Source organism: Pandoraea nosoerga (genome assembly GCF_902459585.1).
Lineage (GTDB): Bacteria > Pseudomonadota > Gammaproteobacteria > Burkholderiales > Burkholderiaceae > Pandoraea > Pandoraea nosoerga.
Map to the genome: position 1 here is coordinate 1 of NZ_CABPSC010000017.1, position 21,589 is coordinate 21,589.

14 protein-coding genes, 2 tRNA genes and 1 pseudogene are annotated in these 21,589 nt (G+C 66.4%); 8 read left to right on the forward strand and 9 right to left on the reverse strand.

Annotated features, from left to right (window positions below; all coding sequences use genetic code 11):
• The 5 genes and pseudogenes from PNO31109_RS22320 to PNO31109_RS18825 form a co-directional block, all read right to left on the reverse strand.
• On the reverse strand, nt 1–2,093 hold a 2,093-nt coding region (locus tag PNO31109_RS22320; RefSeq protein WP_150556981.1), incomplete at its 3' end, for a methyl-accepting chemotaxis protein.
• Between the two features lie 95 nt (nt 2,094–2,188).
• Nucleotides 2,189–2,704: a chemotaxis protein CheW gene (locus tag PNO31109_RS18810; RefSeq protein ID WP_150556982.1), complete on the reverse strand. Its 516-nt coding sequence runs from the start codon at nt 2,702–2,704 to the stop codon at nt 2,189–2,191.
• A gap of 17 nt (nt 2,705–2,721) precedes the next feature.
• Nucleotides 2,722–4,020: pseudogene (locus PNO31109_RS18815) on the reverse strand (chemotaxis protein CheW); the annotation flags it as partial.
• A gap of 317 nt (nt 4,021–4,337) precedes the next feature.
• Nucleotides 4,338–5,516 (reverse strand): alpha-hydroxy acid oxidase, encoded by a 1,179-nt coding sequence (locus PNO31109_RS18820; RefSeq protein WP_150556983.1) that lies wholly within the window; start codon nt 5,514–5,516, stop codon nt 4,338–4,340.
• A 140-nt stretch (nt 5,517–5,656) separates the two neighbouring features.
• Entirely contained in the window at nt 5,657–6,130 is a 474-nt protein-coding gene (locus PNO31109_RS18825; RefSeq protein ID WP_039372583.1) for an Lrp/AsnC family transcriptional regulator, read from the reverse strand.
• A gap of 268 nt (nt 6,131–6,398) precedes the next feature.
• On the opposite strand from PNO31109_RS18825, the gene PNO31109_RS18830 reads away from it, so the two are divergent.
• Both PNO31109_RS18830 and PNO31109_RS18835 read left to right on the forward strand, forming a co-directional pair.
• Entirely contained in the window at nt 6,399–7,487 is a 1,089-nt protein-coding gene (locus PNO31109_RS18830) for a porin (RefSeq protein WP_150556984.1), read from the forward strand.
• 210 nt (nt 7,488–7,697) lie between these two features.
• Nucleotides 7,698–9,209, forward strand: a complete 1,512-nt coding sequence (locus PNO31109_RS18835; RefSeq protein ID WP_150556985.1) for an amino acid permease — start codon at nt 7,698–7,700, stop codon at nt 9,207–9,209.
• 22 nt (nt 9,210–9,231) lie between these two features.
• Here the strand turns inward: PNO31109_RS18835 and PNO31109_RS18840 are convergent, their stop codons facing one another.
• Entirely contained in the window at nt 9,232–9,990 is a 759-nt protein-coding gene (locus tag PNO31109_RS18840) for a CerR family C-terminal domain-containing protein (protein WP_150556986.1), read from the reverse strand.
• A gap of 102 nt (nt 9,991–10,092) precedes the next feature.
• Between PNO31109_RS18840 and PNO31109_RS18845 the strand changes: the two genes are divergently transcribed.
• The 3 genes from PNO31109_RS18845 to PNO31109_RS18855 all read left to right on the forward strand — a co-directional run bounded on the left by PNO31109_RS18845 (nt 10,093) and on the right by PNO31109_RS18855 (nt 14,608).
• On the forward strand, nt 10,093–11,445 hold the full coding sequence (locus PNO31109_RS18845; protein WP_241019272.1) for an HlyD family secretion protein: 1,353 nt from the start codon (nt 10,093–10,095) through the stop codon (nt 11,443–11,445).
• Between the two features lie 178 nt (nt 11,446–11,623).
• Nucleotides 11,624–13,132: a DHA2 family efflux MFS transporter permease subunit gene (locus PNO31109_RS18850; protein ID WP_244958209.1), complete on the forward strand. Its 1,509-nt coding sequence runs from the start codon at nt 11,624–11,626 to the stop codon at nt 13,130–13,132.
• 6 nt (nt 13,133–13,138) lie between these two features.
• Complete coding sequence (locus PNO31109_RS18855; protein ID WP_150556987.1) at nt 13,139–14,608, forward strand: efflux transporter outer membrane subunit; 1,470 nt, start codon at nt 13,139–13,141, stop codon at nt 14,606–14,608.
• Nucleotides 14,609–14,965: 357 nt separating this feature from the next.
• Here the strand turns inward: PNO31109_RS18855 and PNO31109_RS18860 are convergent.
• Nucleotides 14,966–15,042 (reverse strand) — tRNA-Arg (locus tag PNO31109_RS18860).
• A gap of 157 nt (nt 15,043–15,199) precedes the next feature.
• Nucleotides 15,200–15,276: transfer RNA gene (locus tag PNO31109_RS18865), tRNA-Arg, on the reverse strand.
• A gap of 405 nt (nt 15,277–15,681) precedes the next feature.
• Between PNO31109_RS18865 and PNO31109_RS18870 the strand changes: the two genes are divergently transcribed.
• Nucleotides 15,682–17,334, forward strand: a complete 1,653-nt coding sequence (locus PNO31109_RS18870) for an AMP-binding protein (protein WP_150556988.1) — start codon at nt 15,682–15,684, stop codon at nt 17,332–17,334.
• 291 nt (nt 17,335–17,625) lie between these two features.
• Here the strand turns inward: PNO31109_RS18870 and tcdA are convergent, their stop codons facing one another.
• The gene (tcdA, locus tag PNO31109_RS18875) at nt 17,626–18,462 is read right to left on the reverse strand and encodes a tRNA cyclic N6-threonylcarbamoyladenosine(37) synthase TcdA (protein ID WP_150556989.1); all 837 of its coding nucleotides are present in this window, start codon (nt 18,460–18,462) and stop codon (nt 17,626–17,628) included.
• Here tcdA and PNO31109_RS18880 point away from each other — a divergent pair.
• Both PNO31109_RS18880 and pdxH read left to right on the forward strand, forming a co-directional pair.
• Complete coding sequence (locus PNO31109_RS18880; RefSeq protein ID WP_244958207.1) at nt 18,461–20,677, forward strand: AsmA family protein; 2,217 nt, start codon at nt 18,461–18,463, stop codon at nt 20,675–20,677. The two genes, tcdA and PNO31109_RS18880, sit on opposite strands and share 2 nt — an antisense overlap.
• Nucleotides 20,678–20,881: 204 nt before the next feature.
• The gene (pdxH, locus tag PNO31109_RS18885) at nt 20,882–21,529 is read left to right on the forward strand and encodes a pyridoxamine 5'-phosphate oxidase (RefSeq protein ID WP_150556990.1); all 648 of its coding nucleotides are present in this window, start codon (nt 20,882–20,884) and stop codon (nt 21,527–21,529) included.
• Nucleotides 21,530–21,589 lie beyond the last annotated feature (60 nt).

Below are 21,589 nucleotides of genomic sequence, written 5' to 3' on the forward strand. Positions count from 1 at the left end.
ACTGCCGCGGCGCCGGCAACCGCGCCCGACGACCGGTGCAGCGCGGCCGCGCCGTGAACTTGCGTGGCCTGCAGCGCGTCGCCCACGCGGAACACGGACACGGCGTCGCGCAGGCGATGCGCCTGCTCTTCGAGCGAGCCGGCCGCGGCGGCCGCTTCTTCCACGAGCGCCGCGTTCTGCTGCGTGACTTCGTCCATCTGCGTCACGGCGCGGTTGACCTGCTCGATGCCGCTCGACTGCTCCGCCGACGCGGCCGAAATCTCGCCCATGATGTCGGTCACGCGCTGCACGGCCTGCACGATCTCGTCCATGGTCTGACCGGCCTGTGCCACGAGCGCGGAGCCGTTCTCCACACGCCCGACCGAGTCTTCGATCAGCACCTTGATTTCCTTGGCGGCGGCCGCGCTGCGCTGCGCGAGCGTGCGCACTTCGCCCGCCACGACCGCGAAGCCGCGGCCCTGCTCGCCCGCGCGCGCGGCTTCCACAGCCGCGTTGAGCGCGAGGATGTTGGTCTGGAACGCAATGCCTTCGATCACGCTGATGATGTCGACGATCTTGTGCGAGCTCGACGAGATGCCTTGCATCGTGTCGACGACGTTGCCCACCACCTGACCGCCGCGCGCGGCGATTTCCGAGGCGTTGACGGCGAGCGCGCTCGCCTGCTTGGCGTTGTCCGCGTTCTGCTTGACGGTCGCCGTGAGCTGCTCCATCGACGAGGCGGTCTGCTCGAGCGACGCGGCCTGCTGTTCGGTGCGCGCCGACAGATCCGTATTGCCCGCCGCGATCTCGCGCGAAGCCACGTTGATCGACTCGATGCCTTCGCGCACATCGGAGACGATGGACAGCAGGCTGTTCTTCATGACCGTCAGGCCGAACAGCAGCTGTCCGATCTCGTCGTTGCCGGTGCTCTCGGTCTTGCCGGTCAGATCGCCGGCCGCGATCTGCTTGGACATGGCGAGCGCAACGCGCAACGGGTGGTTGATCGCGCGACGCAGGATGCTGCCGAGCACGAACAGCACGATGATGCCGCCCACGACCGCCACGGCCGTGAACGTTCGCACGAGCGTGTGTTCCTTCTGCGACTGCTGATAGAGATCGGTGGCCTGCGTCAGCTCGAGGCGGGTGAGCACGTTGAGCTCATCGCGCATCGGGCCGTAGGCCGGCTTCACCTTCTCGAGATAGGTCTGCTGGGCGCCCTCGGCCGAGCCGGCCTTGAGCATCTCGACGGTCTGCTGAAGGCCGTCGGTGGTAAAACGCTGGCGAATGACGTTAAAGCGCTCGGCCTGCGCCTGCGTGGACGGATCGACCGACTTCATGTACTCGGCCCACTGACGATTGATGTCCTCGAGGCTCGCGGCAATTTCGTCGCCGGCGCGCTTCATCGCGTCGAGGTTCGGGCTTCCCACCGCTTCGGCCACGAGCAGCACGTCGCGATCGAGCTTCTGGGCGATGACGCCGAGCGTGCTCACCGGCACCATGCCGTTCTTGTAGACCTGCAGCAGCTTGGCATTGCTGCTCGACACGCCCCACATGCCCAGTCCGCCCACGGCGGCGAGCAGGATCGCGCCGAGCACGATGATGCCGGTGAGCCGCGCACGCAGGGTGTCGAGCCGGACTCGGCGCAGCAGCGCCGCAATGCCGCCGCGCTCGACGCGGCCCCCGCGAATGCGCAGATTGCCCGCCTGCCCGCTGCGCAAGCGGGCGTAGACCGATTCGGCTTCGGCGCTCGCGCCGGCAGCCGGGCGCACCCGCACCGACGTATAGCCCACGACGGCGCCGTTCTCCAGGGTCGGGGTGACGGTCGCGAGCACCCAGTAGTAGTCGCCGTTCTTGCGGCGGTTCTTGACCAGCCCCGTCCAGGTGTCGCCGCGCTTGATCGTCTCCCACAGATCGGCGAACGCCTCGGACGGCATGTCCGGATGCCGCACGATGTTGTGCGGCGAACCCAGCAGTTCGTCACGCGAATAGCCGCTCACCTCCACGAAGGCGGGATTGGCATACGTGATCCGACCCTTCAGATCCGTTCGCGAGATCAGGTACTGATGCTCGCCGATGACGAATTCGTTCTGGGTAACGGGCTGGTTATCGCGCACGTGTTCGGTCTCCGGGTCGTAGGGTCAATGGGTTATGTCTGTCGGGTCTGCGTCGCGGGTGTCTCGGCCCGTGCGTCGGTCTCGGCGGCAAGCCCTCAGCTCGCCAGACGTTCGATGAGCGCCATGTCGGCACTGGTCATCAGTTTCTCGATGTCCATCAGGATGAGCATGCGGCCTTCGACCGTGCCCAGGCCCGTGATGTACTCGGTGGCCAGTTGCGCGCCGAACTCGGGCGCCGGCTTGATTTCGCCGCGCGCGAGCGTGAGCACGTCGGACACGCCGTCGACCACCATGCCGACCACGCGGCCGGCCACGTTCAGGATGATCACCACGGTCTGCGTGTCGTACTCCACGCGGCCAAGGCGGAACTTGATGCGCATGTCCACGATCGGCACGATGATGCCGCGCAGGTTGATCACGCCCTTGATGAAGTCGGGCGCGTTGGCAATGCGCGTGACCGCGTCGTAGCCGCGGATTTCCTGCACCTTCAGAATGTCGATGCCGTATTCCTCCTCACCTAGCGTGAAGACCAGAAATTCATGACCGTCGCCATCGGTCTGCATGGCGCCGCCCTGGCGCGACACGGCATGCTCTTGCGAAAGGTTGTCCATCTAACGCGTCTCCGACTTCAGTTGAAGATGGTGGCAGCGCTCGAGCGCTGGCCGCGCTGGAGCGCCGCCACGTCGACGATCAATGCCACACTGCCGTCGCCCATGATGGTGGCGGCGGAAATACCGTGAATACGGCGGTAATTGGTTTCGAGGTTCTTCACCACCACCTGCTGCTGCCCCACGAGCTCGTCGACGAGCAGCGCGAAGCGGCGCCCCTCCGCCTGGAGGATCACGATGATGCCCTGCGTGGGATCGTGGCGGGCATCGGGCACGTCGAACGCGCGGTAGAGCTCCACGAGCGGCAGATACTCGCCGCGCACCAGCACGACCTGGCCTTCGCCGGTCACCGCGCGGATGTCGTCGCGACGCGGCTGCAGCGACTCCATGACGAAGTTCAGCGGCAGGATGAAGATCTCCGGGCCGACCTTGACGGACATGCCGTCGAGAATCGCGAGCGTGAGCGGCAGCACGATACGGATCGTGGTGCCCTTGCCGCGCGTGGACAGGATTTCCACGTGCCCGCCCATTTGCTGGATGTTTCGCTTGACGACGTCCATGCCCACGCCGCGTCCGGACACGTCGGTCACCGCCTCGGCCGTGGAGAAGCCCGGCATGAAAATCAGCTGCCAGACTTCTTCGTCGGTCATCGAGTCGGAGACCGGCAGGCCCTGCTGCTGCGCCTTGGCGAGAATCTTCTCGCGGCGCAGGCCCGCGCCGTCGTCGCTCACTTCGATGACGATGTTGCCGCCCTGATGCGCGGCCGAGAGCACGAGCTGACCGACCGGGTCCTTGCCCGCGGCCAGACGCGCTTCGGACGTCTCGATGCCGTGATCGAGGCTGTTGCGCACGAGGTGCGTGAGCGGATCGATGATGCGCTCGATGAGACTCTTGTCGAGTTCGGTCGCCTGACCGAACGTCACCAGCTCGATCTGCTTGCCGAGCTTGCCCGCGAGATCGCGCACGAGGCGCGGGAAGCGCGAGAACACGTAGTCCATCGGCATCATGCGGATGGACATCACGGCTTCTTGCAGGTCGCGCGCGTTGCGCTCGAGCTGGCCCATGCCGTTGAACAGGCGGTCGTGCAGCATCGGGTCGAGGCTGCTCGCCGTCTGCGCGAGCATGGCCTGCGTGATCACCAGTTCGCCCACGAGGTTGATCAGCTGGTCGACTTTCTCCACGCCCACGCGAATCGAGCTGTTCTCGTGACCGGCGTTGCCGCCGGCGGCCGGCGCGGCAGCGCGCTTTTCGGGCGGATGGTGCGCACCGCCGCCATTGCCGGCGGACGCCCCCGCCGACGGCGCGGGCGCGGCGCTCGGCGGCAACATGTCGCGCTCGAGTTCCTATGACGACGACTATCGCCACGGCAAGCGCCGCGGTCATCGCAAGCACCACCATCATTGATCGGCGGCTGTCGTCTGCCGATGCGACGCGTCCCGCCACGGCGGCGGGGCGCCGACAAGGGGCCGCCCGGTAACGTGCCGGCCCCGCTTTCCCCTCCATCCTCCCCCTCCATCCTCCCCCCTCCATCCGCTCCCTATCGGCGCTTCCCCATGATGCTCTCTGCGCCGAGCCGCACTTCGACACCTGTCCGGACGACGCCGGCACGCTCGCCACGGGTCAGGCCTGGAGGAATTCAGGGCCGCGAAGGATACGGGCCGATCCCGGTCGGGTAGCTCCCCGGGACGAGCATCGACGCATCGAGACGGTCCACGCTCGTGCGGCCGGTCAGCGCCATCGTCACGTCCATCTCTTTCGCGATCACTTCGAGCGCACGGCGCACCCCCGCCTCGCCCATCGCCCCGAGGCCATACAGGAAAGGCCGGCCGATGAGCGTGCCCTTGGCGCCGAGCGCGATGGCCCTGATTACGTCCTGCCCCGAGCGCACGCCGCCATCGAGCCACACTTCCGTGTCGCGTCCGACCGCCGCCACGATGTCGGGCAGCGCGCGGATCGTCGAGATCGCACCGTCCAGTTGGCGTCCGCCGTGATTGCTCACCACGATCGCGTCCGCGCCGGTGTCGCGCGCCGCACGCGCGTCCTCGGGATCGAGAATCCCCTTGAGCACCAGCTTGCCGCCCCAACGCTTCTTGATCCACTCGACGTCGTCCCACGACAGGCGCGGATCGAACTGCGCCGCCGACCAGGCCGCGAGCGAACCGATGTCGTCCACGCCCTTGGCGTGCCCGACGATATTGCCGAACGTGCGCCGCCGCGTGCCTAGCATGCCCATGCACCAGCGCGGCTTGGTCATCATGTTCAGGATGTTCGGCAACGTAAGCTTCGGCGGCGCCGACAGCCCGTTCTTGATGTCGCGATGACGCTGGCCGCTGATCTGCAGATCCATCGTCACCACCAGCGCCGAGCAACCCGCCGCCTTCGCGCGGTCGATCAGGCGCTCGATGAAGTCGCGATCGCGCATCACGTACAACTGGAACCAGAACGGCGCCCTCGTATGCGCGGCCACGTCCTCGATGGAGCAGATCGACACCGTGGAGAGCGTGAACGGCACGCCGAACGCTTCGGCCGCGCGTGCCGCGAGAATTTCGCCGTCGGCGTGCAGCATCCCCGTCATGCCTGTCGGCGCAAGGGCCACCGGCATTGCGACCGGCTGACCGAGCATCGTCGCGCGCGTGCTTCGGTTCTCGATGTTGACGGCCACGCGCTGGCGGAATTCAATCCTGCCAAAGTCCGCCGCGTTGGCGCGATAGGTGGATTCGGTCCACGAACCCGAGTCGACGTACTCGTAGAACATGCGCGGCACGCGCCGCTGCGCGAGAACCCGCAGGTCCTCGATGGTGGTGATCACTGCCATGCTGCGTCTCTTCTTCCCTCTTGTTTTCCAGAGAACCCCGATCCCGATCCCGAGCAAAAACGAATCGGCCCCTGCCGAATCGTGCGAAACCCGGGGGAATTCCCGCGGGATCGGCATCTACTTAATATCTTATATAATCGTCACTTTTGCTTGACGAGGTCGACGAGCGACTGGGTGTGTTTGATCGTCTTGAGCACGATGTTCGATTGGATCGACATTACCGCGGGCGCCCGGTAGAGCTCGTTGACGATGAAGTCGGAGTAATGCGCGAGGTTGCGCGCGCGCACCGTGAGGATGTAGTTCGCCGAGCCCGTGACGATGCGGGCCGTGACCACTTCGGGCCAGTTCTGCACGCAGGCCAGAAACTTCTCGTGCCACTGGTCGACGTCGGGCCGCAGCGTGATCTGCACCAGCGCTTCGAACTCGAGGCCGATGTGCTGTGCGTCCACGATGCAGCGGTAGCCCGAAATCACCCCGCGGTCTTCGAGCAGCTTCACCCGGCGCAGGCAGGCCGACGGCGACAAGCCGACGGCATCGGCCAGTTCCTGGTTGGAGATGCGTCCATTGAGTTCGAGATGGCGAAGAATGCGCAGATCGGCGAGGTCGAGGTTCATTGGCAGAATCCTTCAAGTTTCACGGGATTTTGGCAGATCCTTCGACACACCGCCAGTTGTCCGACACAAATAGCAAGCAAATTCCATTTTTGCGTTGATATGATAGCCGTCGGCCTTTGGCCGGGGCGTGTTCGTCGTCCCGGCACGGGGGCGACGTTCGATGTGGTGGTTGCCGTGCCAACGCGTGTCCGCGACACCCGTATCGGGGATTCGGCGGACGAGTATCTGAAACATCAGCAGGACGTCTACAAGACTAAAAAGGAGACCCATGAAGTCTGCAATTCCGGCCAGCCTGGCCATCCTCTCGGCCGCCTGTGGCGTGGCCTTCAGCACCCCCGCCGCCGCGCAAAGCGCCGTCACCCTGTACGGGATCGTCGATCAGAGCGTGCGCTACCAGAACAACGCCAACGCCAATAACGACGCCCTGTGGCAAGTCACCAACGGCGCCGTGACCAACAGCCGCTTCGGCTTCAAGGGCTCGGAAGACCTGGGCGGCGGCATGAAGGCGATCTTCCAGCTGGAGTCGGGCATCAACCCGCAGAACGGCACGCTCGCCAATGGCCCGCGTCTGTTCGACCGTTATGCGTTCGTCGGCCTGCAGAACCAGTACGGCACGATCAAGATCGGCCGTCAGGCGACCGAGGCCTTCAACGTATACGGGGACTTCGACCCGCTCACGATCGGCAACTACGCGAACAACTCGTGGATGTACAACATCACGCGTGGTCGTGTGGACAACGCGGTGAGCTATGCCGGCACGTTCGGCGGCCTGTCGGTCGGCGCGACCTACGGCTTCGGCAACACTGCCGGCACGATGGCGGCGAGCAACTACTGGGGCGCGCGCGCCTCGTATGCCATGGGCCCCTTCCAGGTCGCCGGCGTGTACCAGCAAGCGCGTGACGCCGCCAAGCGCGTGCAGCAGATGTGGGGCCTGGGCGGTATCTACAGCGTCTCCATCGCCAAGGTGTTCGTCGGCTACATGGGCGGTCGCGACCGCAGCGGCTGGCTCGACGGCACGCTCAACGATCCGGCGCACACCGTCACCACGGGCAACCTGAACGACAATCCGCGCAAGGACATGACGTTCTACCTCGGCACGACCATCCAGGCCATGCCGAACCTGGCGATCACGGGCGCCGCGTACTTCGACGACATCAAGAACATCAACGCCCAGGCGGGCGATGCCGGTTCGGGCCGTCGCTACACTTACGTGCTGCTCGCCGAGTACGCGCTGTCCAAGCGCACGCAGGTCTACGGCACCGTCGACTACAACAAGGTGAGCGGCGCCGCGCGCGTCGAATTGCCGGGCAACTCGACGCAGGTGGGTGTGGCCACGGGGATTCGCCACATCTTCTAAGCCGACGGCGCGGCTCGCTCGCGCCGGTACGCTTCGTTCCTTGATTCTTTGCTGTACGTATGACCCGCCCCGGCTCCGGCCGGGGCGGCGGGGCCCGTTCGCGCCGGACACCGGCCGCGCCATCTTCCGCGCGCAGGCGGGCAATGACAAGCATTGCTGTACGCATACGGATGCCGCCCGCCCGTCGCACCGGCATCCACGAGGTGTGTCATGACGCATTCCCCTGAGTCGTCCCAATCCGGCCCGTCGGTCACTTCGTCGCCGTCGTCACCGTCGTCGCCATCCCTTTCCAGCCGCTTCTCGCACATCGCCCGCCGCGAACAGGGGCTGCGCCGCTCGCTTACGGCGAGCCAGATGGCCATGATCGCCATCGGCGGCGCGATCGGCACAGGTCTCTTTCTCGGCAGCGGTTTCGCCATCGGCTTCGCCGGGCCGAGTGTGCTCGTCTCCTACGGCATCGGCGCGCTCATCGCACTCATGCTCATGGGGTGCCTGGCGGAGATGACGGTCGCCCATCCGACCTCGGGATCGTTTGGCGCTTACGCAGAGCATTACATCGGCCCCTGGGCCGGCTTCCTCGTGCGCTATGCGTACTGGTCGTGCATCGTGCTGGCCGTGGGCACCGAGGTCAGCGCCATCGCCGTCTACATGAAATACTGGTTCCCGCAGGTGCCGGGCTGGTACTGGGTGGCGGGCTTCTCGGCCGCGCTCGTGCTCGTGAACGCGATGTCGGTGAACCTGTTCGGCGCCATCGAGTATGGCTTCTCGCTCATCAAGATCACCGCCATCGTGGCGTTCATCCTGATCGGCGCGTATGTCGTCTTCGTCGCGCCCGGGTCGGTGGCCGGCGCGGGTCACACGCCCGCCGGCTTCGGCAACTATACCGCGCACGGCGGGTTCTTCCCGAAAGGGCTGTGGGGCATGTGGGTGGCCGTGATCATCTCGATCTTCAGCTACCTGTCCATCGAGATGATCGCCGTGGCTGCCGGCGAGGCCGAGAATCCGGAGCGGGCCGTGACGCGCGCATTCCGCTCGACGGTCGTGCGCCTCGTGCTGTTCTACCTGCTCACGCTGGCGTTGATGCTGGCGATCGTACCGTGGACGGCCGCCGGTCAGGACGAAAGCCCGTTCGTGAAAGTGATGCAGGCGATCGGCATTCCGGGCGCGGCGGGCGTGATCAACTTCGTGGTGCTCGTGGCCGCGCTCTCGTCGATGAACAGCCAGCTCTACATCACCACGCGGATGATGTTCTCGCTCTCGCGTGCGGGCTACGCGCCGGCCCGCTTCGGCGAAGTCAACGGCCGCGGCGTGCCGCTCGCGGCGCTGCTGCTCTCGACGGTCGGCATTGCGCTCGCCACGCTCGTGAACTTCCTGTACCCGGAGTCCTCGTTCACGTTCATGATGGCGATCTCGATGTTCGGCGCCATGCTCACGTGGATGATGATCTTCGTCACGCACTTCTTCTTCCGCCGTGCGTGGCGACGCGAATCCCACGCGCCGCTGGCGTTCCGCATGTGGGGCTTTCCGTGGCTCACGCTGCTCGGCGCCGCGCTCATGGCGGCGATCATGCTCACCACGCTCTTCACCGGCGTGTTCCGCATGACACTCGTCTTCGGCGTGCCGTTCGTGGCGCTCGTGCTGGTGATCTACTTCGTCTGGTATCGCGGTCGCGACGCCGATCGCGGCACACAGCCTCGGGCGTCGTCCGCAACGGGTTCCTGAGCCAGCGAAGGCGGCGGGGCGCTCACTTTGCCGCCTTGCGTTGCCTGACGAGCCGCTCGAGCAGATAACGCGTCTGTTCGAGCACGGCTTCTCGCACCATGCGGTTTCGCTCGGGGTTGGGCTCGCTGCTCCAGCCCATCGAGCAGTCGATGGAGCGGCGCATGACCCGAAACGCCATGCCCAGCGTGCTGATGCATACGGCGCGAATGCGCAAGGCTTCGTCGTCTGGGCTCACGCCGGCCAGACGCGCGGCGATGCCGCCGCCCACCGCGGCCAGGCGGCTCGAGAAGCGCTCATGGAACACCTTGAAGCCCGCCTCCGGCCCGAGCCCCGCCTGCTCGCGCGCCATGAACATGTGCCAGCCCTCGATCTCCGGAATCTCTTCGACGAAGCCCGCCTTGCGTTCCTGCAACGCGCAGAAGGCGTCGATCAGTTGCCTGTCGGTCGCGCCGGGATCGGCCACCGTGCGCTCGGCCGCTTCGATGGCCTCGCCCATCTGCGACCAGACGAGATCGACGATGTACTCCACGCACGCCTTGTACACGCCTTCCTTGTTGTCGAAGTAATACTGGAGCGCCGGCGCGTTCACGCCCGCCTCGGTCGCGATGTCGCGTGTGGACGCTCCCGCGAACCCGTGCTCCCCGAAACATTTGATGGCCGCGAGGATGATGCGCGCGCGCGTCTCCTCACCGCGCTGGTATCCGGTGTCGGGCGCATGCCGCGGACGATGGGCCGGGCGCTGCTCGCGCTTGGCCTGCTGAGCACGTGAAGTCGCTGTCATGTAGCTCCTGGCTTCCAAAAACTTTCGTCAAAAATATAACACTTGACATAAATCGATCAACTGGAATAATTCTGCCAATTGGAATAATTTGAGGGAACTTCCATGGCCAACGCAGTACAGGTCACGCCACCCGATCCGGCCCAGCCGAGCGCGCCGCCGCCGGACGAAGGCAAATCCACCCACGCCTCTGCCGCGGCCATCGCTCGCGAAGCTCCGCCGGCGTCCTCAGCCGCCGGGAGCCGCGGCACGGCGAAGGCGCCAGGCAATCCCCGCCGCAAGACGTTCCTGCTCGCGGCACTGGCGCTCGGCATCGTCGCCGGCCTCGGTTGGGGCGCGCACTGGTGGTTCGTGGGGCGCTTCATCGAATCGACCGACGACGCCTATCTCCAGGCTGACAGCATGACCGTCGCACCGAAGGTTGGCGGCTACGTGACCGAAGTGCTCGTGCGTGACAACGAAACGGTCTCGGTGGGCCAGCCGCTCGTGCGTCTTGACGGGCGTCAGTACCAGGCCGCGTTCGACGAAGCGCAGGCGACGGTGGTCGCTCGTGAGGCGGACGTGGCGCGCGCCGAGGCCGAGCTGGCCCAGCATGCCGCCACGATCGCGCAGGCGCGCGCCGAGCTCGACAGCGCCCGCGCGAATGCGGCTTATTCCGCCGGCCAGGTCAAGCGGTATGCGCCGCTCGTGGCGACGGGCGCGGAGACGGACGAGCGTCTCGCCGAGCTGCGCAACGCAAGCACGCGCGCCGACGCCGCGCTCAAGAGCAACGAGGCGAACCTGCAGGCCGCACAGCGCCAGACGGACACGCTCACCGCCGCGCTCGCGCAGGCCAGGGCGCAGTTGGCGGTCGCCCAGGCGAGCGCCCGCAAGGCGGAGCTCGATCTGGCCGACACTGTCGTGAGGAGCACGCTCGCCGGCCGCGTCGGCGATCGCGCCGTGCGCGTGGGCCAGTTCGCGCAGCCGGGCACGCGCCTGCTCACGGTCGTGCCCGTGCAGAACCTCTATCTCACGGCCAACTTCAAGGAAACGCAGGTCGGCCACATGCGGCCGGGCCAGCCGGTCACGGTGCACGTCGACGCCCTGCCCGGTGAGCCGATTCACGGCGTGGTCGACTCCCTGTCGCCGGGCACCGGCGCGCAGTTCGCGCTGCTGCCCGCGCAAAACGCGACCGGCAATTTCACGAAGATCGTGCAGCGCGTGCCGGTGCGCATTCGTCTCGACGTGCCGCCGTCGCTGCGCACGGTGCTGCTGCCCGGCCTGTCGGTCACGGCGGATGTCGATACCCACGAGCGCGCGGCGGCGACGCAGGCAAAGCACGCCGGTAGCACGTCTTTCGCCGCGCCCGCTGCCCGGCTGTCGCTGAGCGCGCCGCCGGGCGCCGCCGCGGGTCCGGCAACGAGCCCGCCGCCGAACGCCGCGCCGTCGGCGCCCAACGGCGGAGTGCAGCGTGGCTGAGGGCGACGTCGTGCAGCGTGCCGCCACGCGCGCACAAGATGAGGCGCACGCTGCCGCGGCCGCCGGTGCAGCCGCGACCGGAGGCGGGGGGAGCGGGCGAAACGAAGCTGGCGGAGGGGGCGCTGGCGGAGCGAGTGGCGCGCCCGCGCGCAACGCGTCGGCTGCCGACTGGATCGCCGTGGCCGCGGGGGCGCTCGGTGCGCTGCTCGCCACGCTCGACATCTCGATCACCAACTCGGCGCTGCCGCAGATCCAGGGGCAGATCGGTGCTTCGGGCACGGAAGGCACCTGGATCTCGACCGGCTACCTGATGTCGGAAATCGTCATGATTCCGCTCGCGGCATGGCTCACGCGCGTGCTCGGGCTGCGTCGCTTCCTGATGCTCAACGCCATTTTCTTCACGCTCTTCTCGATGATGTGCGGCATGTCGGGCAGCCTGGCCGAGATGGTGGTCGGACGCATCGGTCAGGGCTTTGCCGGCGGCGCGATGATTCCGACCGCACAGATGATCATCCGCACGCGCCTGCCTCGCCACCAGATGCCCGTGGGCATGGCGATGTTCGGCCTCATCGTGTTGCTGGGCCCGCTGCTCGGTCCCGTGGTCGGCGGCTGGCTTACGGAAAACGCCAACTGGCGCTGGTGCTTCTTTCTGAACCTGCCGATCTCGGCAGGCATCGTCGCGCTGCTCATGCTCGGGCTCGAGCGCGAAGCGGCCAATCCGCAGGCGTTCTTCAAGGCGGACTGGCTGGGCATCGTGGGGCTTGCCATCGGACTGAGCTCGCTCACGGTCGTGCTCGAGGAAGGCCAGCGCGAGCGCTGGTTCGACTCGCACATGATCGTCTGGCTCACCGTGCTGTCGGTGCTCGGCATCGGCATGATGCTCGTGGCGCAGTTCACCGCCGAGAAGCCGATCGTCAAGCTCTCGCTGCTTGGCAACAAGAACTATGCGAGTGTGATCTACATCGTGTTCACCGTCGGCGCAGGACTATACGGCGTGTCGTATCTGCTGCCGCAGTTTCTCGCGACGATCGCCGGCTACAACGCGCAGCAGTCGGGCAACATCATGCTGCTCTCGGGACTGCCCGCGTTTCTGATGATGCCCTTCCTGCCGCGGTTGATCAGCCGCGTGGACATCCGCCTGCTCGTGATTCTCGGGCTGCTTTGCTTTTTCGGCAGCTGCATGCTCGACATCGATCTGACGGCGCAGAGCGTCGGACACGACTTCACGCTCTCGCAGTTGCTGCGCGGCGTGGGGCAGATGCTGGCGATGATGCCGCTCAATCAGGCGTCGATGGCGGCGGTCGACGCGCAGGACGCCGGCGACGCCGCCGGGCTCTACAACATGGCACGCAACCTCGGCGGCTCGGTCGGCCTCGCACTGCTCGGCACGCTGATCGATCGCCGCAACGACTATCACGACGCCATGCTGCGCGAGAGCATCACCGCCAATAGCCCGCTGGGACAGGAGCATCTGGCGGCCAATGCCGCCGGCTTCTTCGCGCAGACGGGCGACTTCGCGCACGCGCAGTTGCAGGCGAGCGCTCAGCTCGCGGCCGAGATCGCGCGACAGGCGAGCGTGATGACGTTCTCCGAGACCTTTTATGCACTGGGGATCGCGCTGCTGCTGTGCGTGCCGCTCGCCCTGCTGCTCAAGCAACCGGCCGGATTCGCTTCCGGCGGACATTGACCGATCATGATGTTCTCTCTTCGCACAATGGCCCTCGCGACCATGCTTCTCGTGGCCGGCTGCACCGTCGGCCCCGACTATCGCGGCGCCCCCGACGTGGCCGGCGAGGCGCTGCGCGCCGGCGCGTTCGCCCATGCGGGTGAAGGCGTCGAGGCGCACGCGCCGGCCGCGGCGCGCTGGTGGACGGCGCTTGGAGATCCGCAACTCACGGCGCTCATCGACGACGCCATCGCACACAGTCCGGACATTCGCGCCGCGCAAGCCAAAGTGCGGCAGTCGCGCGCGAGCCTGCGCAGCCATCAGGCCGATCTGCTGCCGAAGGCCGGCGCCGATCTCGCGATGGTGCGCACGCGCTCGCCCGACCTGAGCCTGCTCGGTGGCGGCAATGGCGGCGATGGTGGCAGCGCAGGGCGTGGGCCGCTCGATCTCTACATCGCGGGCTTCGACGCCAGTTGGGAGATCGATCTGTTCGGCGGCACGCGTCGCGCGGTGGAAGCGGCCAGCGCCGACGCCGACGCGGCGTCGGAAGATCTCGCTGACGCCCATGTGCAGCTCGCCGCGGAAGTCGCACAGACCTACGTGGCGCTGCGCGATCAGCAGGCGCGGCTCGCGCTCGTGCGCGACTCGGCCCGGCTCGAAGGCGAAATGCTCGATCTCACGCGACAACGGCGCGCGGCTGGCGTGGCATCGGAGCTCGACGTCGAGCGTCTCGTGACGCAGCTCGAGCAGACGCAGTCGCGCGTGCTGCCGCTCGAAGCCGACGTCATCGAATCGCTGGACCAGCTCGCATTGCTCACGGGGCGCGCACCCGGTGCGCTCGATACGCAATTGAAGGCGCCCAAAGCGCTGCCCAGCGTGCCCGACAAGGTCGCCATCGGCGATCCGTCGGCATTGTTGCAGGCGCGTCCGGACATTCGCGCGGCCGAGCGTCGGCTGGCGTCGCAGAATGCTCAGATCGGGGTGCAGACGGCCAACTGGTTCCCGAAGCTCTCGATCATGGGCGAACTGGGATACTCGGCGCTCGATCCGGGGCATCTCGTGCGCAAGGAGAATTTCAGCTGGATGGCGATGCCGCGTCTGCAATGGAACGCGCTCGACTTCGGCCGCGTGCAGGCCGGCGTCGACAGCGCGAGGGCCGGACGCGACCAGGCGCAGGCCAAGTATGAAAGCGCGGTGCTCGCCGCGCTGCGCGACGCCGACGTGGCGCTCGCACGCTATGGCCATCAGCGCGAGAACGTCTATCGTCTGCGCAGCGTGGAGGCTTCGGCAACACGCGCGGCGACGCTCACGCGCCAGCGCTATCGCGCCGGCACCGCGAGCACGCTCGATTGGCTCGACGCGGAACGCACGCGCTTTTCCGCCGAACAGGATCGCATTGCCGGCGATGCGCAGTTGCTCAAGTCCTTCGTGACGTTGCAAAAAGCGTTGGGATTGGGATGGCAGGTCGGCGCCGCCGCGCAGACGGCGGTGAACTGAAGGTGATGTGGCGATGCCGTGTGGTGGTGCGGGATGCGGCGGGATGCGGCGGGATGCGGCGTGATGCCGCGTGGTGCTGCGCGATGTGGCGTGATGTAGCGTGATGTGGTGCGGCGGCCCATCGTGGGCCGGTCGTGGGCCGGTCGTGGGCCGGTCGTGGGCCGGTCGTGGGCCGGTCGTGGGCCGGTCCTGGCCCGATCCTGGCCCGATATCGCGGCGCGTCGGCACGTCCCAATGCACGGCGCGCCCCCGGGACAACGCCGGGCGAAGCTTCGCGCACGACGTGCGTCATTTCGTTGCCGGAAATGAAAAACGCTCCAGAAGCTTTCGCCTCCGGAGCGTTTTCGCCAACTGGGTTGGCGCGGCTGGCAGGATTCGAACCCACGACCCCTTGGTTCGTAGCCAAGTACTCTATCCAACTGAGCTACAGCCGCACGTACTGCACGAGACACCGACCAGGCAATCCTGCCTGCTGTCGGCGTTTGCCTTGCTCGACGACGCGGGCCGAATGTCTGTGACATGCGGCGCGTCACCGGGAAAGACTCTCCCGAAAAACTAAGGGTCTCCCCGTGAGGAGACCCTCGAATTAGGTGGCGCGGCTGGCAGGATTCGAACCCACGACCCCTTGGTTCGTAGCCAAGTACTCTATCCAACTGAGCTACAGCCGCGTCGTGAGAACAGAATTATGTAAGAAAGCGGTCGGCCACGCAAGTGTTTTTTGCAATTCTTTTGCCATACCCCGCCTTTGCCCGCCCCAGCGGGCCATTCGATGCGGGATTAGCGCGGAATCGCCCTCACTGGCAAGCCTTTGCCGCTAGAACAATTACTCCACGCAAACCCGCGCCAAATCAGGGCTTTCCATGTGCTCGCGCCGTAATCGGCACGGTATGCTACGGCTTTTTGCAGCGCGTCGAATGGCGCGCCTGCCGCAAGCGAGTCCGGATCGGCGAGACGGTGCCCTCGGCGCCACCGCCTCGACCCGCCGCCCGAATGCGACGAAACGACGCACGGCGCACTCCCGCGCTTCCCGCGGCGATGCCGATGCGATAAAAACCATATTCAAGGAGGCGCTCATGGAAAAAGTCTGGCTCAAGAGCTATCCGCCCGGCGTGCCGGCCGAAATAGACGTCAACCAATATCGTTCGCTGAACGATCTGTTCCTGCAAAGCTGCCAGAAGTTCGCGGACCGCCCCTCGTTCACGAACCTCGGCGTGACGATGACGTTCGCCGATCTCGAGCGCAAGTCGCGCGACTTCGCCGCGTATCTGCAGAGCCTGCCGGGTCTCGAGCGCGGCTCGCGCGTGGCGATCATGTCGCCGAACCTGCTGCAGTATCCGGTCGCCGTGTTCGGGATTCTGCGCGCCGGCATGGTCGTCGTGAACGTGAACCCGCTCTACACGGCCGGCGAACTCGAGCATCAGCTCACGGACGCCGGCTGCGGCGCTATCGTCGTCATCGAGAACTTCGCCGCCACGCTGCAAAAGGCGCTGCCGAATACGCCGGTCAAGCACGTCATCACCACGGCCATCGGCGATCTGGTGCCTGCACCGAAGCGCTGGATCGTCAACTACGTGGTGCGCAACGTGAAGAAGATGGTGCCCGAGTGGCACATCCCGCACGCCGTGTCGTTTCGCGCCGCGCTCGCGCAGGGCGCGCGCGCCGGGCATGACGAAGCGGCGCTCGGCCACGACGACATCGCGTTCCTGCAATACACGGGCGGCACCACCGGCGTGGCCAAGGGCGCGATGCTCACGCATCGCAACATGATCGCCAACATGCTGCAGGCGCGCGCCTGGATCGGCTCGGGCCTCGAGGAAGGCAAGGAGATCATCGTCACCGCCCTGCCGCTCTACCACATCTTCTGCCTGACGGCGAACTGCCTCGTCTTCCTCCAGCTCGGCGCGCTCAATCTGCTCATCACCAACCCGCGCGACATGCCCGGCTTCGTCAAGGAACTGGGCAAGTGGAAGTTCACGTTCATGACCGGCGTCAACACGCTCTTCAATGGCCTGCTCAATACGCCCGGCTTCGATCAGCTCGACTTCAGCGCGCTCAAGTGCGCGCTGGGCGGCGGCGCGGCGGTGCAGCGCGCGGTCGCCGAGCGCTGGCAGAAGATCACCGGCCATCCGCTCATCGAAGCCTATGGGCTGACGGAGACGTCGCCGGCCGTGTGCATCAACCCGCTCGGCAGCGAGTTCAACGGCTCCATCGGCCTGCCGATCTCCTCGACCGAGGTGAGCATCCGCAACGACGCCAACGAGGCGCTGGGCTTCGGCCAGGAAGGCGAGATCTGCGTGCGCGGCCCGCAGGTCATGAAGGGGTACTGGAATCGCCCCGACGAGACGGCCAAGACCATCACGCCCGACGGATGGCTGCGCACGGGCGATATCGGCACGATGGACGAGCAAGGCTACGTGCGCATTACGGATCGGAAGAAGGACATGATCATCGTGTCCGGCTTCAACGTGTACCCGAACGAAGTCGAGAGCGTGCTCGCGATGTGCCCTGGGGTGCTGGAGTCGGCGGTGGTGGGCGTGCCGAGCGATCGCACCGGCGAAGCGGTGAAGGCCGTCGTCGTCAAGAAGTCGAACGACCTGACCGAGCAGATGATCATCGACTTCTGCCGTCAGCACCTTACCAACTACAAGGTCCCGCACGTAATCGAGTTCCGCACGGAACTGCCGAAGACGCCGGTCGGCAAGGTGCTGCGCCGGGAGCTTCGGTAAGGCCTGGGCGTGCGCGGGAATCACTCTCTCCGGTTGTTTCGTCGTACATAACGAAATCCGCGAGGCTCGGAATCCGCAAACGCGAATGCCGCAACGACAACGGCCGGGGAGAAGTCTCCGGCCGTTGTCATTTCAGCGCGCGAAACACGGTCCCAAGGCCAGCACTCGCGAAGCCCGTAACGTTTCGTTACACACGGCGGGTGCGTGGCTTGGGAGAATCGGGAGCATGCCGGAGCCGCTGTGGGCACAGCCCCGCAGCACGACCTGAAGCACGACCCGAAGCACGACGGTTCATGCCGATTTCGATGCAACGCGCGTCAGAACGTGCGCCGCGGCGGCCATGCCGAACGCGGCTGTGACACACATGCTCGAGCCGAAACCGGCGCAGTTGAGCCCCTGCGGCCCCGTATTGGCATCGGGCACGCCGCCTGGTGCACAGACCGCCTCGGGGTATTGCAGAGGCTCGTCCGAATACACGGCCGGCACGTTGAACTTGGCTTTCGGACCACGGACAAAACCATGTTGCTTGCGTAATTGGGCACGCACCTTGGCAAGCAGCGGATCCTGAATGGTGCGCGCAAGGTCGTCGATGCGAATGCGCGTCGGATCGATCTGGCCGCCCGCGCCGCCGACGGTGATCAGGCGCTGCTTGTGCGCCACGCACCAGGCGATGAGTGCGGTCTTCACCCGCACGCTGTCGATGGCGTCGACAACCCAGTCGAAGCCGCCGCCGAGCATGGCGTCGAGGTTGTCGAGCTCGACGAAGTCTTCCACGAGCGTGAGCTGGCAGGCGGGATTGATGGCCACGACGCGTTCGGCCATCGCGGCGACTTTCGGTTTGCCGTAGTTGCCGTCGAGGGCATGCACCTGGCGATTGGTATTGCTTTCGGCGACGTTGTCCAGATCGATCAGCGTGAGCCGGCCCACGGCGCTGCGCGCGAGCGCCTCGGCCACCCACGAACCGACGCCACCGATGCCGATGACGGCCACGTGCGCACCGCGCAGGCGTGCGAGACCGTCGTCACCGTACAAACGCGCGAGCCCGCCGAAACGGCGGTTCGCGTCAAAATCCGACTCCGATGGCGTGGCAGGCACCGGAGCGACAACGAACGACGGGGTACTGTTCATGATGCGATGGGTAACGTCATTGAAATGGCTGGCGATCACGGTGGTCGCCATCGTGCTGGCGTTCGCGGCGTTCATCACGTGGTTCGACTGGAACTACGCCCGTCCCTGGATCAACCGGGAGGTGAGCACCGCGAGCGGACGCCCGTTCGAGATCCGGGGCGACCTGTCGCTGCACTGGCTCGCGCCGAATGCGCAGGCCCCGGGTTTGGGGCGTTGGCTGCCGCGCCCGCGCCTGATCGCGAATGATATCGTGTTAGGCAACGTCGCGTGGAGTCAGACGCCCGACATGATCACCGTCGGACGGCTCACGTTCTCGCTGGAATGGCTGCCGCTGCTCGACAAACGCGTGGTGCTGCCCGAAGTCACGCTCTCGGCCCCGAAGGTGCTCATCGAGCAACGCGCCGACGGGCAGAACAACTGGACCTTCACCAAGGGCAACGGCGAACCGTCGCCGTGGAAGCTGCGCATCGGCCGCCTGATTCTCGAGGACGGCGTGGTGCGCGCCAACCTCGTGCCGCAACAGCTCGATCTCACCGCCAACATCGCGACCATCGACGGGCAGGCGCCCTACGGCATCGGCGTGACGCTCAAGGGCACTTTCCGCAAGGTCGCGGTCACGGGCAAGGTCCGCGGTGGCGACGTACTCTCGCTCGAAGATTCGGGCGAGCCGTATCCGCTCGACGCGAGCGTTCGCATCGGACGCACGCTGATCGCCGCCCAGGGCACGTTCACGAACCCGGCCACGCTCTCCGCGCTCGACATGCATCTGCGGCTCGCCGGGCCGACCATGGCCGACCTGTATCCGATCACCGGCGTGCTGCTGCCCGAGACGCCGCCATACGAAACGAACGGCCACCTGCTGCACACGGCCGGCGTATGGCGCTACGAGCGTTTTCAGGGCAAGGTCGGCCAGAGCGATCTGTCCGGCACGCTCGTGTTTCGCCAGCGCGAGCCGCGCAACATCCTGCAGGGCGCAGTCGTCTCGAACCAGTTGCGGCTCGCCGATCTCGGCCCGGTGGTGGGCGGGCAGAACCCGTCGGGCGGCGGCGACCTGACCGGCAAGCCGAAGGCGCCGCCCTCCGACAAGGTGCTGCCCGTCGATCCGTTCAAGACCGACCGCTGGCGTGCGATCGACGCCGACGTGCAATTCACCGGCCGCAAGATCGTGCGCGACAAGAGCCTGCCGATCGACAATCTCGTCACCCATCTCGTGCTCGACGACGGCGTGCTCTCGCTCAAGCCGCTGGAATTCGGCGTGGCCGGCGGACGCATCACGTCGAACCTGGTACTGAACGGGCAGGTCGAGCCGATGAAGGTGGACTCGCAGGTCTCGTTGCGGCATCTGAAGATGAAACAACTGCTGCCGGACGTCGACCTGATGAAGACCAGTGTGGGTGAAGTGAACGGCGACGCGGCCCTGACCGCCACCGGCAACTCGATCGCCGCGCTCGCGGGATCGTCCAATGGCGAGATCAAGACGCTGATCGACCGCGGCTCCGTGAGCAAGCTCCTGCTCGAGTATCTGGGTCTCAACGTCGGCAACATCGTCCTCACCAAGCTCTTCGGCGACAAGCAGATCGAGATGCGCTGCGCAGCGGCCGACTTTGCCGTCAAGGACGGCATCATGGACGCCCGCACCTTCGTGATCGACACGGACGACACGAGCATCGGCGTGACCGGCCAGATCGATCTCAAGCGCGAACACTTCAACCTGACGATCCGGCCCGAGCCCAAACACTTCGGCCTCCTGTCCTTGCGCTCGCCGCTTCACGTGCGAGGCACGTTCAAGCATCCGGACGTCGGTGTGAACATGCCGACGCTCGTCGCGCGCGCGGGCGGGGCCATCGCGCTCGGCGTGCTGGCGCCCTACACCGCGCTCGTGCCGCTGCTCGAACTCGGCCCCGGCCAGGACAGTCCCTGCGGCGAGCTGCTGGCCAGTCTGCAACATCCGCCGAGCCGCAATCCGGCGAATGCCAAATCCACGCCGGGCGCGAGCGCCGGCAAGCGCGGTGCGAAGGCGGCGCCGCCGGCCGGCCAGACGCCGTCGGGCGCCCCCCCCGACGGCGCCCGCCTCCGTCCCGGGTCGGGAAGCCCCGTGAAGCGCCTCGGTGCGGCGCGGCGTTCGAGGCAATCCGGCGCATCGCCGCGACGGGCAGCGGCACGTCGGCGCGGGCAAATCCATGCGGGCCACAGGGATTTACCCGTGGCGCAGTGATCGGAAATTCGCGGCGCAAGACCGTCATCTTTCCGGATACTTCATTCCTTAAATATCAAGCACATGGCGCGAAATGCCCGTGTTGCGCGGCATTCGGGCGCCCGCCACGCGCACCTTGCGGCAAATCGTCACGCACGCACGCTGGCCGACTCTTCGCTATACTGTGTCGCAGTCCCCAACCGCAATCGACCTGCAACGATCGTCGTGACCCAGACGCTTTCTCTCGCGGACCTGCGCAAGAACTACGCCCTCGGCTCCCTTTCCGAGACCGACGTGGCGCCCAGCCCGTTCGATCAATTCCGTCTGTGGTTCGAGCAGGCGCTCGCCGCACAACTGCCCGAGCCCAATGCCATGACGCTCGCCACGGTCACGCCGGACGGGCGCCCCGACGCGCGTATCGTGCTGATCAAGGGCGCCGACGAGCGCGGCTTCACCTTCTTCACGAACTACGAGTCGCGCAAGGGCCAGGAGCTGGCCGCCACGCCGTATGCCTGCCTGCTGTTTCACTGGATCGAGCTCGAGCGCCAGGTGCGCATCGAGGGTCGAGTGGACAAGGTGAGCGAGGCGGAGAGCGACGCCTACTATCACTCGCGGCCGGTCGGCTCCCGTCTCGGCGCATGGGCCTCCGTGCAAAGCGCGGAGGTGGCCGATCGCAGCATCATCGAGCAACGCGAAGCGGAATTTCGGCGCCAGTTTGGCGACAATCCGCCACGCCCGCCGCATTGGGGCGGTTACCGGCTTGTGCCGGAATCCATGGAATTCTGGCAGGGTCGCGAATCGCGCCTGCACGATCGCATCAAATATTTCCGGCTTGCCGACGGATCGTGGCGCGTAGCGCGCCTGTCCCCGTGAACAATGCGTCGGCTACGCCGACGCGGTACGCCTGCCCGCCCGATTGACGAGGAGACGTCG